The sequence below is a fragment of the Paenochrobactrum glaciei genome, from assembly GCF_039522165.1.
Classification (GTDB): domain Bacteria; phylum Pseudomonadota; class Alphaproteobacteria; order Rhizobiales; family Rhizobiaceae; genus Paenochrobactrum; species Paenochrobactrum glaciei.
On sequence record NZ_BAAADE010000001.1, the window covers coordinates 1,069,269 to 1,082,487 of the forward strand.

The window sequence follows — 13,219 nt, forward strand, 5'->3', positions numbered from 1 at the left end:
AACAACCAAAAGGAAACGAATAAGGCTTACACTGAGCCGATGAGTTGCTTTTCTTTTTGCCATGAGCGCATAAAAGAAAATTGAAGACGAGATAGGATGCGCGGTGCATATTTTCATGTACCGCGACATCAACCAACAGTTAAGGCGAATAAATGGGTGCCTATATTTTACGCCGCTTATTGCTGATGATCCCGACCATGCTGGGGATTATGGCAATTTCTTTCGCCGTTGTGCAATTTGCACCAGGCGGGCCGGTAGAGCGGGTGATTGCGCAATTATCCGGACAAGGTGGCGACGCATTAGACCGTCTTTCAGGCGGTGGCGGCGACATGAATCAGGGTAATAGTTTTGAAAGCCCCTCCAGTTCCAAATATCGCGGTGCCCAAGGACTTGATCCGGAATTTATCGCCAGTCTGGAAAAGCAGTTCGGCTTTGACAAACCGCCATTGGAACGCTTTGGCCAGATGCTGTGGAACTATATGCGCTTTGATTTCGGCACCAGCTATTTCCGCGATATCAGCGTGCTTGATTATATTAAGGAAAAAATGCCGGTTTCCATCTCATTGGGGCTGTGGCTGACCTTCCTTTCTTATGCAATTTCCATACCGCTCGGTATCCGCAAAGCGCTCAAAGACGGCTCGCGTTTCGACACATGGACAAGTGCTGTCGTGATTGTTGCCTATGCTGTGCCAAGCTTTCTGTTTGCAACTTTGCTGGTTGTGCTGTTTGCGGGCGGCTCATTCTTCGACCTCTTTCCGCTGCGTGGCATCACCTCCGAGAATTTTGACCAGTTAAGCCTTTTTGGCAAAATCGCCGATTATCTCTGGCATATGGCATTGCCGGTCACAGCGCTTGTACTCTCGGCTTTTGCCACCACAACTTTGCTGACCAAAAACTCTTTTCTGGAAGAAATCCGCAAGCAATATGTCACCACAGCCCGCGCCAAAGGCCTTAATGAGCGTCAGGTGCTTTACGGCCATGTTTTCCGTAATGCGATGCTGATTGTGATTGCCGGTTTTCCTGGTGCCTTTATCTCGGCCTTTTTCACCGGTTCCTTGCTGATCGAAACCATTTTCTCCCTCGACGGACTTGGCCTGCTTGGCTACCAGTCCATTCTTAACCGTGATTATCCTGTGGTTTTTGCAACACTTTTCATCTTTTCACTCATTGGCCTGTTTGTCAGCCTGCTGTCCGATCTGACCTATACGTGGATTGATCCGCGTATTGATTTTGAGCGGAGGGATGTGTGATGACAGATGTTGTTTCCACTGAGCCGAAGCCCGTAAAACGTGCCTTTTTATCCCCGCTCAACCAGCGGCGCTGGCGCAATTTTAAGGCGCATCGTCGGGGCTGGTATTCTTTATGGATTTTTTCGTTCCTGCTGATTGCTGCCCTTTGCTCCGAACTGATCGCTAATGACCGCCCTATTCTCGTCTCCTATAAGGGGGAATTATTAGCACCTGTGCTCATCGATTATCCGGAAGAAAAATTCGGCGGTTTTTATGCGGTCACCGATTATCGTGATCCGGTCATTCAGGATGAAATAAGCAGCAATGGCTGGGCTTTATGGCCGCCAATCCGCTATTCCTACCGCACCGTCAATGATGCCATCCCGCAAGCCGCCCCTTCAAAACCCTTCTGGCTTTACAGCAAAGAAGAGCGCTGCCAGCGCTATCCGCTGGGCGTTGATGATCCCAATTGCACCTTTGGCAATATGAACCTGTTTGGCACTGACGATCAGGCGCGTGATGTGTTTGCGCGTGCCCTTTACGGCTTCCGCATTTCAGTGCTTTTCGGCCTTGTCCTCACGGCTGCCTCCGCTGTTATCGGTGTTGCCGCTGGTGCGGTGCAGGGTTATTTTGGCGGCTGGGTTGATCTATTATTCCAGCGTTTCATCGAAATCTGGTCGTCCATTCCGGTGCTTTATCTGCTGCTGATTATTGCGGCTATCCTGCCGCCCGGTTTCTGGGTGCTGCTGGGCATTATGCTGCTTTTTTCATGGGTGGCTTTTGTCGGCGTGGTGCGTGCCGAGTTTTTACGCGCCCGCAACTTTGAATATGTCAATGCTGCGCGCGCCTTGGGCGTTTCCAACCTGACCATCATGTGGCGGCATTTGCTGCCCAATGCAATGGTGGCAACACTGACCTTCCTGCCCTTTATCATGAACAGCTCGATCACCACCCTCACTTCACTGGATTTCTTAGGCTTTGGGTTGCCGCCCGGCTCTGCCTCTTTAGGTGAGTTGCTGGCACAAGGCAAAAATAACCAGCAAGCCCCTTGGCTTGGTATCACCGGCTTTGCCGTCATCTCTGTCATGCTGTCGCTGCTGATCTTTATTGGTGAAGCCACACGCGATGCTTTTGACCCGCGAAAGTCGTTTCAATGAGCCATAAGCAACCATTATTATCCGTTGAAGACCTCTCGGTTGCCTTTCATCAGGAAGGCCGCTCGCATACTGCCGTCGATCATGTTTCCTTTGAAATCGGCAAAGGCGAAACCGTGGCATTGGTGGGCGAATCCGGTTCGGGTAAATCTGTTTCCGCTTTATCCGTGCTTAAATTATTGCCTTATCCGCCGGCAAGCCATCCAAGCGGCAAGGTTTTCTTTGAAGGCAAAGACCTGTTAAACATGCCGGAAGCGGAATTGCGAAAAGTGCGTGGTAACGACATTACCATGATTTTTCAGGAGCCGATGACCTCGCTCAACCCGCTGCATGTGATTGAAAAACAGATCAGCGAAATCCTGAAAATGCATCAGGGCATGAGCGATAAGGCAGCGCGTGAACGCACATTGGAACTGTTGCGTGAAGTGGGTATCCGCGAGCCTGAAAAGCGCCTGCAATCCTATCCGCATCAGCTTTCCGGTGGTCAGCGTCAGCGTGTTATGATCGCCATGGCGCTCGCCAATAAACCCAAATTGCTGATTGCCGACGAACCAACCACGGCACTTGATGTCACTGTTCAGGCACAAATTCTTGAATTGCTGGCTGACTTGAAAAAGTCGCAAGGCATGTCACTGCTATTCATCACCCATGATTTAGGCATTGTGCGTAAAATCGCTGACCGTGTTTGCGTGATGACCAAGGGCAAAATCGTTGAAAGCGGCCCGACAGCTGAAATTTTTGCCAATCCGCAGCATGAATATACCAAACATCTGCTCGCTGCGGAGCCGAAGGGCATGCCACCGCGCTCCGATACATCGGCACCAGTTGTGATGCAGGGGCGCGATATCAAAGTCTGGTTCCCGATTAAAAAAGGCTTCATGCGCAAGACCGTCGGCCATGTCAAAGCCGTCAATGGCATCAATGTGGAATTGCGCGCCGGTCAGACGCTAGGTGTAGTGGGAGAATCAGGTTCCGGAAAAACCACTTTGGGGCTGGCACTTTCACGTATGATTTCCAGCCAAGGCGATATTCGTTTTGATGGCCGCGATATCAATCAATATAGCTTTGCCGATATGCGCCCGCTGCGCCGTGAAATGCAGATTGTGTTTCAAGATCCGTTTGGCTCGCTCAGCCCGCGTATGCCGGTGCGTGAAATTATCTCTGAAGGCCTGCTGGTACACGAGCCAAAAATTAACCATGACGAACGCGACCAACGCGTGGTGGACGCTTTGCGCGAAGTGAAACTCGACCCGGAAGTCCGCTTCCGTTATCCGCATGAATTTTCCGGCGGCCAGCGCCAGCGTATCGCCATAGCCCGCGCGATGGTGCTTAATCCTAAATTCGTTATGCTGGATGAGCCAACCTCTGCACTCGATATGAGTGTACAGGCGCAGGTGGTGGATTTGCTGCGCGATTTGCAAGCCAAGCATAATCTGGCTTATCTTTTCATCAGCCACGATCTGAAAGTCGTGCGCGCCTTGGCCAATGATGTGCTGGTGATGCGCAATGGCGAGGCGGTGGAATATGGCCCGTCAGAGAAAGTCTTCTCTGAACCGGAAACGGATTATACTAAAGCACTGATGGCAGCAGCTTTTCATATGGAAACTGCTGATAAGGGGGGAGTTAATCAATGAGCGAGCAAGACGTAAAATCAGGCAAAATTCTGCTTTCAATCACCAGCTGGGATCCGGCAATCTGGAAGGAAAGCTTTGCGGGTAAAGCCAAAGACAGAAGCATTGTTTTGCCGGATGATGATTTCAACCGTAAGGATGTGCATTATGCAGCCGTTTGGAAACAACAGCCCGGCTCACTGAAAGATCTGCCAAATCTGAAACTGATCATCTCGCTGGGTGCCGGTGTTGATCATGTTTTTCATGATCCGTTTATTCCGGATGTGCCGATTGTGCGCATTATCTCGCCTGATCTGACCATGCGCATGACTGAATATGTCGTTTGGCAGGTGCTTGACCATCATCGTTTAGGTGGGCGCTATCGCCAGCAGCAGAGCGACAAAATCTGGCACGAAGACCGCCGCCAGCCAGCTGCCAACGAAGTGACCGTCGGTATTTTGGGGCTTGGCGTGCTTGGCAGCGATGCCGCAGAAAAACTGATGAATATCGGTTTCAATGTTACAGGCTGGAGCCGTCGTGAGCGCCAGCTTGATGGTGTCACCACCTATCACGGGGCTGAAGGCTTCAAAGAATTTTTAAAAACCGCTGATATTTTTGTGTCTCTTTTGCCGTTCACACCAGACACTAAAGGTCTGCTGTCGATGTCAATGTTTGCGCAAATGAAAGAAGAAGGCCCGCTGGGCGCGCCTATTTTAATCAATGCCGGACGCGGTGGCTCGCAAAATGAAGCCGATATTCTGGCAGCGCTTGATCGTGGCATGTTGTCCGCTGTCACGCTTGACGTTTTCCAGCAAGAGCCATTGCCGGCTGACAATCCGCTCTGGTCACATCCGAAAGTGACCATCACCCCGCATGCGGCGGCAGCCTCTTCGGCCAATGCTTTGGTGCCGGCAATCATTGAGCAAATTGAAGCTTTCGAGCGCGGCGAAGCTTTGCAAAATATCGTCGATCGCAATAATCAGTATTAAAGCTTGCGCTTATAGCGAATGGTTTCAAAACGGCAGGCTAAAGCATCATAAAGCAGCAGCCTGCCGACAAGCGGTTCACCAATGCCGGCAATGAGTTTAATCACTTCCATCGCCTGTAATGAGCCGATAATGCCGGGCAAAACACCCAATACACCCGCCTCTGCGCAAGCAGGCACTGAGCCTGCAGGCGGCGGCACCGGAAACAAATCCCGGTAACGCGGATTGAGCCTGCCTGTCTCATCTTTTACATAGGGCATCAACACCGTAACCGTGCCGTCAAAACGGCCGATGGCACCTGAAACAAGCGGGCGCTCAAGCACTTCACAAACTTCGGCCAGCATATAGCGCGTTTCAGCATTATCGCAGCCATCAACGACAATATCGTAATTTTCGATCAATGCGCTGGCATTGTCATGGCTCAAGCGCAGGCAATGGGCTTCAACCGATATATGCGGATTTTGCCGCGCAATAGAACGCAGCGCACTTTCCACCTTCGGCTGACCGATAGCAGCCGTGTCATGGATAATCTGCCGCTGCAAATTGGAAAGTGACACATGGTCATCATCGACAAGCCCAAGCGTGCCGACCCCTGCGGCTGCCAGATATTGCAGGATTGGCGAACCAAGCCCGCCTGCGCCGACCACCAGAACACGCGCTTTTTTTAATTTCTGCTGACCCGCACCGCCAATTTCCCGCATGATAATGTGGCGCGCATAGCGCTCCAGTTCCAATTCGGAAAAAGGGGAATTGCTCAAGTTTTTGCCTCAGCTATAGGGGGTCAATGCTCCGCAGGATACCTGAAAGAACTGTGCGTCGCCATGCAGAGTTTCAAATAAAGCCCTGTCAGTGCCAGTCATAAATGCCTGACAGCCAAGATCATCCAGAATACCAAACAGCGCTGCACGGCGCCCTGTATCAAGATGAGCAGCTATTTCATCCAAGAGCAGGATCGGCGCCATGCGTGACAGCTCACCTGTCAAACGTGCATGAGCCAGCACCAAGCCGATCAGCAAGGCTTTTTGCTCGCCTGTCGAACACAAAGCCGCAGGCATTTGCTTTGGTCGGTGATGCACAATCATCTCGGTGCGGTGCGGGCCATCAAGTGTGCGGCCGCTGGCTCTGTCGCGCATCCGCCCGTCGCGCAAACTGCGACGGAAATCTTCTTCCAGATCAAGGGCTGCCTCAAGCCCGATTCGCTGCTCCAGCGTGCCTTCCAGAAAACAATCCGCTTTCGGAAACGGGCTATCGTCCGGCATATGCTCAATCATGGTTTTGATAAGACGCATCATTTCGGCACGTGCTGCCGCAATAGCAATGGCAAGTTCTGCCATCTGATTCTCAATCGCATCAAGCCATTGCGGATCACTCACACCATCGCTCAGCAAACGGTTGCGACTGCGCATGGATTTTTCATAATCCACCACCCGTTTGCCGTGACCGGTATCAATGGCCAGCACCATCCGATCAAGAAAACGGCGGCGATCACCGGAGCCACCGGTAAAAAGCCCGTCTTGTGACGGCGTCAACCATAAGATACGGGCATAATTTAACAATTCATCGGCAGCAGTGGTGGAACCGTTGATACGCACCCGCCGCCCTGCTTCACCGGCATTGTTGCCAGCCGTGCCGGTGCCGATTTCGGCCTCGCCATAAAGATCATTTTCCAAGGTCGCATGAATGGCAAAGCCATCGGCCGCATCATGACGCGACACATCACCATAGGCCGCACGGCGCAAACCGCGACCAGGCGACAGAAAAGAAACAGCTTCTAAAAGATTGGTTTTGCCCGAGCCATTATCGCCCGTCAGCACCACATGACCTGCCCCTAAAGACAGGTTCAGCACATCATAATTGCGAAAATTATTAAGCTTAAGCCGCCGGACCGAAACCCGGTCCAGACGGCCTTTATGATCACCCGACGTGCTCAAATCATCAACTATACGCGCATCGGCATCAAGACATACAGAACATCTTCGTCACCGGTGTCGCGCACCACTGTCGGAGAGCCTGCATCGGCCAGCATGAACACGGCATCCGTGCCGGAAAGCTGGCTGGTAATGTCGAGCAGATATTTCGAGTTGAAACCGATTTCAATCGGATCGGCATCATAATCAGCGGCCAGCTCATCGGTCGCAGAACCCGAATCCGGATTGTTCACTGTCAGGGTCAGCTGACCATCGCTGATCGACAGTTTAACCGCACGGCCACGCTCGCTCGAAATCGTCGAAACACGATCCACCGATGAAGCAAAATTCTGGCGGTCAATCACCAGTTTCTTGTCATTGCCGGATGGAATCACCCGCTGATAATCAGGGAAAGTACCGTCAATCAGTTTTGAGGTGAGAACAATCGAACCAATGGTGAAGCGGATTTTTGCATCCGACAATTCAATGGTGACATCTGTATCGGGCGCATCCACCAGTTTCTGCAATTCAGCAACGGTTTTACGCGGGATGATAATGCCCGGCATACCTTCCGCACCGCTTGGCGCTTCCAGTTCGGCGCGTGCCAGACGGTGACCGTCGGTGGCAACAGCGCGCAATTTCAGCTGACCATCGCTTTCAATTGCATGCAGATAAATACCATTGAGGTAATAGCGCGTTTCTTCCGTTGAAATCGCAAACTGGGTGCGATCAATCAGACGTTTGAAATCCAGCGCCTTCATGACAAAGCTATGGGTGAAGCTTCCCGCTGTCAGTTCCGGAAAATCGGACTGCGGCAGGCACTGCAAACGGAAAGACGAACGGCCGGAAATGACCGAAACCGAATTACCGTCAGGATTGGTTGCAAGCTGCACCTCGGCACCATCAGGCAATTTACGCACAATGTCATAAAGCAGATGGGCAGGGACAGTGGTAGCGCCGGCTTCTTCAGCCATTGCTGCGGTTGCTTCATTAATCTCCAAATCCAGATCGGTTGCCTTCATCGCAAGGCTTCCGCCTTCGGCATGCAGCAACACGTTGGACAAAATAGGAATCGTGTTACGGCGCTCCACAACACGATGAACATGGTTGAGAGATTTCAGAAGATTGGAACGTTCCAGAGTAACACGCATGATAAACGAACTCGCTGACTTCTGGTCACACAAGACGCCGCACCATCGTTTCATACGAAGCGCAAGCCTTGCGCGACTGGCTGGGCGAATGACCGCCCCAAGGGATAGTAAAGTGGCAGAAAACTAGCCAAGAAAGCAAGCCCGCACAACCACATCAACCGTGGATATGCGGGCTTTATGTTGATAACTTGTGCTTTTAAAGCCGCTTTATGCTGCCTGATCGTTGATCAGACGCTTCAACAGCTCCAATTCCTGCGCCAATTTGGTGTCGGCACCGGCCAGATCTTCGATCTTACGCACAGCATGCAAAACCGTTGTATGATCACGTCCGCCAAAGCGACGGCCGATTTCCGGCAGGGAACGCGGGGTGAGCATTTTCGCCAGATACATCGCCACCTGACGCGGCTTTACGATGATGCGGGTACGGCGGCTCGAGAGCAAATCCTGCTTCGACACATTATAGTGGCGGGCAACGATGCGCTGAATTTCTTCAATGCGGATGCGTTTTGGCTCACCGGCGCGGGTCAAATGACCCAGCAATTCGTCAACGCGGTCGATGGAAAGATCAGGTTCGAAAGACTGACGGAACAAGAGCTGGTTGAAAGCACCTTCAAGTTCACGACCAGAGCCGGTTACGGTACGGGCAACATGGCTCAGAATTTCTTCCGAAATATTGAGGGTGTAATCTTCAACCTGCGCTGCAACCAGACGGCGCTTGAGCATTTCAAGGCGCATTTCATAATCAGGCGCTGCTACTTCCAGCGCTACACCGCCCTGCAAGCGGGAGCGAACGCGAACATCAAGCGATTCCAGCTCTGAAGGCGGACGGTCAGCAGCAACAACCACCTGTTTAGCGCTATCAAGCAAAGTGTTGAGCAGATGGCAGAACTCGTGCTGGATCGACTTACCCTGCAAGAACTGCATGTCGTCGATAACAAGAAGATCAATATCACGCAGCTGTTCTTTGAAAGAAAGCGCGTTGTTGTCACGGATTGCGGTTGCAAAACGCCACATGAAATATTCAGCCGTCAGGTAAACGACGCGTGGCTTTTCAGGGCGCTGGATAGCAGCCGCGGCAATTGCCTGCAAAAGATGCGTTTTACCAAGACCAACGGAAGCATGGATAAACAAAGGATTGAAACGAACAGCGCTGGAACCGGCTTCAGCGATGGTGCGGGCAGCAGCCAGAGCAACGCGGTTGGAAGCGCCATCAACAAAGCTGTCGAATGTATAGCGCGGATCAAGCGGAGAACCGAGAACCGCACCCTGCGAACCGGATGACGGGGTTTCCATCGCAAGTGCTGCACCGCGCTTTTCATTGGTTGGCTGACCAACAGGAAAAGCGATCTTTTCACGCATTGGGGCGCGGGTTTCAACCGGCTGAGGCTCAACAGCCACTTCAACCACCGGTGCCGGACGGGCAACACGGCTCATACCACGCACAACGATCTCAACTTTGAGGATCTGCGGGTTTTCTTCCTGCCAAAGCTGGGTCAGAAGCTCGGTGTAATGGTTATTGATCCAAGAACGCAAAAAAGCGGTAGGTACAGACAAACGCACAATGCTCTTGGACAGATCGTCCAATTGCAGGCGGCCAAACCAGCTGGAATAAATTTCGCTACCGACGCGGGCTTTGAGCTTGGAGGTCAGACGCTCAAACGCGGCTTCGCTATCATGAATTGTTGCAATCATCTGTTGATTATTATTCTGAGAAGCTGAGATTTCAGTGCCACAATCCGCATGCGTGTTATTATTATTCGTCGCTGCCGTCACTTTGTCGCCTGTCACCATCATCACTTCATCTACCTTCACATTACGGCGCGCCGTTTCCGGCGCTTGTCATTATTTTTTAAAAGAAACAACCTGTTGCCAGGTCAGAGCTGAAATCCGCAACTGTTACATCACCGACTCACATTTCCTTCTTCAACCATGCTGATTGCCCGAATTAAGATTTTCAACAACCGCTCTTTGCCGGTGGAGACCAGCGAAGATTATTCAAGGTTAATGAACGGTAAACCGTATAATCCCAACTCAAATGAAGGTCACAAAAAGCCACCGACAGATTGTGAACCTGAAGCATTCATTTCATATTTATTTGCTTAAACTTGGGTCAGAAGCCCGCCCCGTTGATGCCTAAACATTAGCTAAGGTTTTGCTAAAAGGGCAAGCCCAGATTTTGCATTTTTAAGAGAGCTGAGGATGACCAAAAAGAGCATCTTGACAGGGAGAATCGGGTAAAAACCGCGTAAGACCATTGGATTCATAGCATTTTATTTTTTCGAAATTTGCGACTCTGCACCCCAAAATTGCTGCAAAAAAAATATTAATTATTCGCTTGACTCTAAAGCCCTTCCGAGTCCGTCCGAAGCCTGTGGATAAGCGTGGATTAAACTTGTAACTATATGATACTATTGACGAATATTTGTGCTTTAAACGCAATAATCTTACGCAGAATTTTTAGCTCTCAAGACCGATTCCAAGGGAAATTAAAGCTATATCAGCAGGATAGGATGCACAGTTTCAGCCACCTCTGATTTTATGAAGAATCGTCGGAGGCATCCAAGCACAGGCAACAAGCAGCCAAACTCATAGATGCGGGCAAAAAATAGGGTGATGAGAGGGTCCTATTTCACGCTGGCCAGCCCAGCACAAATGCGGGCAACAAGAGCCCAGCTTCTTAGCACCAGCATCGCATCATTTTCACCACCCCGCAGTGTCTGAGACGCGAATGGCGCGAGCTGTCAGCACTTTAAAGCGCCCCCATAGGCAGATAACAAAAAACCCGGCTGTTTCAGCCGGGTTTTTCAAAACTGGTATCAAAATCTGGCAGCGATTAAGCTGAGAGACCCTGAACGCGCTTGGTCAAACGTGACACTTTACGCGATGCGGTGTTCTTATGCAGAACGCCTTTGGTTGCAGCGCGCATCAGCTCTGGCTGAGCGGCCAGCAGAGCAGCCTGTGCTGCAGTCTGGTCACCAGCGAGGATCGCATCTTCAACCTTACGGATGAAAGTGCGCACGCGTGAACGACGTGACTTGTTAACTTCAGTGCGGGCAGCAATCTTGCGCACCGCTTTCTTGGCCGAAGGAGTGTTGGCCATAAATGCCTCTCTTTTTACTGTCAGCTATCCAGCGGGTCTATAATATTAACCGCCGTGCACAAAACTATAAGGGCGGCACATGTGCCACCGAACCGTGGGGCGCTTATAGATCAGCTTTCCATCAACGTCAACGCAGATTCTGACCATATGCGCACAGAAACACCCGTTTTATAGCGTTTCAAGCCTTTCAGCCCCTTGTTTTCATTCAAAATATTTGAATTTCAGCGCCTGATAAAAGGAGCAGAACTTGTCCCGTATAAAGCTCTGCCTGTCTGATTCCATCCTGTTTAGCGATTCTTGAAGTCCGGTTTACGCTTTTCAATGAAGGCACTCATGCCTTCTTTCTGATCTTCCAAGGCAAAGAGCGAATGGAAAAGACGGCGTTCAAACCGCAAGCCCTCATGAAGAGAGACCTCATAAGCACGATTGACCGCCTCTTTATTCATCAAAACGGAAGGGCGCGAAAAACCGGCAATCTTCTGAGCGGTCTTCATCGCATCATCAAGCAAAGATGCCACAGGTACGATACGAGAGACCAGACCGGAGCGCTCCGCCTCCTCAGCATCCATCAAACGGCCAGTCAGACACATTTCCATTGCCTTGGACTTGCCGACATAATGGGTCAGGCGCTGCGAGCCTCCCATGCCAGGCATAATACCAAGAGTGATTTCCGGCTGGCCGAATTTGGCATTATCGGCGGCAATGATAAAATCGCACATCATTGCCAATTCGCAACCACCACCCAGCGCATAGCCGGCCACGGCTGCAATCACTGGTTTGCGCACATAATCCAGATGCTGATTGCCGGCAAACATGTCATTTATATAAGCATCAACAAAACTGACCGGCTGCATCTCTTTAATATCAGCACCAGCGGCAAAAGCTTTGTCAGAACCGGTCAGCACAATAACACCAATCGCATCATCTGCTTCCAAGGCCGCCAGCGCATCGCGCAGCTCTTCCAGCAATTGTTTGTTGAGAGCATTGAGCGCTTCAGGGCGGTTCAGCTTTACCAGCCCGACCTTGTCATGCGCTTCGACGATGATGGTCTGATATGTCATCGGGTCAATCTCCTCCTCTTGAACCTTAATCTTATTTGCATTCAATGCTGGCAGCTTTCGCACCAAAAGGTCGAGCGCCCGCTTTGGACGACACGGGCGATCGTGCCATGACAGCCTTCACGGCGGCAAGGCTCACCTTCACGACCATAGACCGAGAAAGAATGCTGGAAATAGCCAAGCTCGCCATCGGCCTGCCGGTAATCGCGCAGGCTTGAACCACCAGCGGCAATCGCATCGGCAATCACTTCACGAATATCGGTTGCCAGTTGATTGGTAAGGCGTGCCTCTGCACCGCCTTTGGTGGTGATTGAACCGGCACTGCGCAGTGGTGAAAGCCCTGCGCGCCACAAAGCCTCGCAAACATATATATTGCCAAGCCCCGCAATCAGGCTCTGATCAAGAAGTGTAGCTTTCAGCGGTGCTTTTTTGCCCGTAAAAGCCTGATCCATCCATTCGCCCGACAATAAATTGCCGGTCGGCTCCAGCCCGAGCTTTTCCAGAAAAGGATGCTCATCCAGACGGCTGGTTTGCGCCAGCACCAAAAAACCGAAACGGCGCGGATCATTATAAATAATATTGGTCTTATGCCCCTCATCATTCATTAATGAGAAGATCAAATGGTCATGCGCGCTTTTCTTGGAGCGCTCATGGGTAAACTGTCCGGGCAGATTTTCAGCACTTTCGCTTTCAATACGATATGAACCGGACATCCCCAGATGCGAAATCAGCGTCTGATCATCTTCCAGATGAATAGTCAGATATTTTGCCCGTCGTCCCAGCGCTTCAATGCGCCGTCCGGTGATTTTGTCGGCCAGTTTTTCAGGAAAAGGAAAACGCAAATCGGCGCGGTTCTGCTGCACTTTTTCAATTTTTGCCCCTTCCATGAAGGGTTGCAAACCACGGCGAACCGTTTCCACCTCAGGTAATTCAGGCATTTATCACCTTCATCATTAAAAAGCTTTATTTTAAGCCATAACGCAGAAGATGCGTATGGTCACCCTCTATCTCAACAGCCAAGGCT

General features: G+C 51.2%; 10 protein-coding genes and 1 pseudogene. 4 read left to right on the top strand and 7 right to left on the bottom strand.

What is annotated here, in order from left to right:
- Window positions 1-152 precede the first annotated feature (152 nt).
- From ABDZ76_RS04995 to ABDZ76_RS05010, 4 genes are read left to right on the top strand one after another with little or no spacing between them, the layout of a single operon-like run.
- Window positions 153-1,250: a microcin C ABC transporter permease YejB gene (locus ABDZ76_RS04995; RefSeq protein ID WP_343802118.1), complete on the top strand. Its 1,098-nt coding sequence runs from the start codon at window positions 153-155 to the stop codon at window positions 1,248-1,250.
- Window positions 1,250-2,386, top strand: coding sequence for an ABC transporter permease (locus tag ABDZ76_RS05000; RefSeq protein ID WP_343802120.1), 1,137 nt, complete (start codon window positions 1,250-1,252; stop codon window positions 2,384-2,386). Before ABDZ76_RS04995 ends, ABDZ76_RS05000 begins: the two co-directional genes overlap by 1 nt.
- Window positions 2,383-4,017: an ABC transporter ATP-binding protein gene (locus ABDZ76_RS05005; protein ID WP_343802123.1), complete on the top strand. Its 1,635-nt coding sequence runs from the start codon at window positions 2,383-2,385 to the stop codon at window positions 4,015-4,017. The genes ABDZ76_RS05000 and ABDZ76_RS05005 overlap by 4 nt, the downstream gene beginning before the upstream one ends.
- Window positions 4,014-4,982, top strand: a complete 969-nt coding sequence (locus ABDZ76_RS05010) for a 2-hydroxyacid dehydrogenase (RefSeq protein ID WP_343802126.1) — start codon at window positions 4,014-4,016, stop codon at window positions 4,980-4,982. Before ABDZ76_RS05005 ends, ABDZ76_RS05010 begins: the two co-directional genes overlap by 4 nt.
- Here ABDZ76_RS05010 and ABDZ76_RS05015 read toward each other — a convergent pair.
- The 7 genes and pseudogenes from ABDZ76_RS05015 to mutM form a co-directional block, all read right to left on the bottom strand.
- Window positions 4,979-5,737 (bottom strand): molybdopterin-synthase adenylyltransferase MoeB, encoded by a 759-nt coding sequence (locus ABDZ76_RS05015; protein ID WP_343802129.1) that lies wholly within the window; start codon window positions 5,735-5,737, stop codon window positions 4,979-4,981. The genes ABDZ76_RS05010 and ABDZ76_RS05015 overlap by 4 nt on opposite strands.
- Before the next feature lie 9 nt (window positions 5,738-5,746).
- On the bottom strand, window positions 5,747-6,910 hold the full coding sequence (recF, locus tag ABDZ76_RS05020; protein ID WP_343802132.1) for a DNA replication/repair protein RecF: 1,164 nt from the start codon (window positions 6,908-6,910) through the stop codon (window positions 5,747-5,749).
- An 8-nt stretch (window positions 6,911-6,918) separates the two neighbouring features.
- Window positions 6,919-8,037, bottom strand: a complete 1,119-nt coding sequence (dnaN, locus tag ABDZ76_RS05025) for a DNA polymerase III subunit beta (protein WP_343802135.1) — start codon at window positions 8,035-8,037, stop codon at window positions 6,919-6,921.
- Window positions 8,038-8,244: 207 nt separating this feature from the next.
- Window positions 8,245-9,708, bottom strand: a pseudogene (gene dnaA, locus ABDZ76_RS05030) (chromosomal replication initiator protein DnaA); the annotation flags it as partial.
- 1,162 nt (window positions 9,709-10,870) lie between these two features.
- Window positions 10,871-11,137 carry a 30S ribosomal protein S20 gene (rpsT, locus tag ABDZ76_RS05035; protein ID WP_343802138.1) on the bottom strand — a complete coding sequence of 89 codons (267 nt, stop codon included), beginning with the start codon at window positions 11,135-11,137 and terminating at the stop codon, window positions 10,871-10,873.
- 287 nt (window positions 11,138-11,424) lie between these two features.
- Window positions 11,425-12,198, bottom strand: a complete 774-nt coding sequence (locus ABDZ76_RS05040) for an enoyl-CoA hydratase (RefSeq protein ID WP_343802141.1) — start codon at window positions 12,196-12,198, stop codon at window positions 11,425-11,427.
- Window positions 12,199-12,239: 41 nt separating this feature from the next.
- Window positions 12,240-13,133, bottom strand: coding sequence for a bifunctional DNA-formamidopyrimidine glycosylase/DNA-(apurinic or apyrimidinic site) lyase (gene mutM / locus ABDZ76_RS05045; protein WP_343802145.1), 894 nt, complete (start codon window positions 13,131-13,133; stop codon window positions 12,240-12,242).
- Between the last annotated feature and the right edge of the window lie 86 nt (window positions 13,134-13,219).

Excerpts from the sequence above, each read along its gene's own strand:
- ABDZ76_RS05000 (WP_343802120.1), top strand. The coding sequence starts at position 1,250 with ATGACAGATGTTGTTTCCACTGAGCCGAAGCCCGTAAAACGTGCCTTT.
- mutM (WP_343802145.1), bottom strand. The coding sequence starts at position 13,133 with ATGCCTGAATTACCTGAGGTGGAAACGGTTCGCCGTGGTTTGCAACCC.
- ABDZ76_RS04995 (WP_343802118.1), top strand. The coding sequence starts at position 153 with ATGGGTGCCTATATTTTACGCCGCTTATTGCTGATGATCCCGACCATG.
- ABDZ76_RS05010 (WP_343802126.1), top strand. The coding sequence starts at position 4,014 with ATGAGCGAGCAAGACGTAAAATCAGGCAAAATTCTGCTTTCAATCACC.
- ABDZ76_RS05040 (WP_343802141.1), bottom strand. The coding sequence starts at position 12,198 with ATGACATATCAGACCATCATCGTCGAAGCGCATGACAAGGTCGGGCTG.
- dnaN (WP_343802135.1), bottom strand. The coding sequence starts at position 8,037 with ATGCGTGTTACTCTGGAACGTTCCAATCTTCTGAAATCTCTCAACCAT.
- rpsT (WP_343802138.1), bottom strand. The coding sequence starts at position 11,137 with ATGGCCAACACTCCTTCGGCCAAGAAAGCGGTGCGCAAGATTGCTGCC.
- ABDZ76_RS05005 (WP_343802123.1), top strand. The coding sequence starts at position 2,383 with ATGAGCCATAAGCAACCATTATTATCCGTTGAAGACCTCTCGGTTGCC.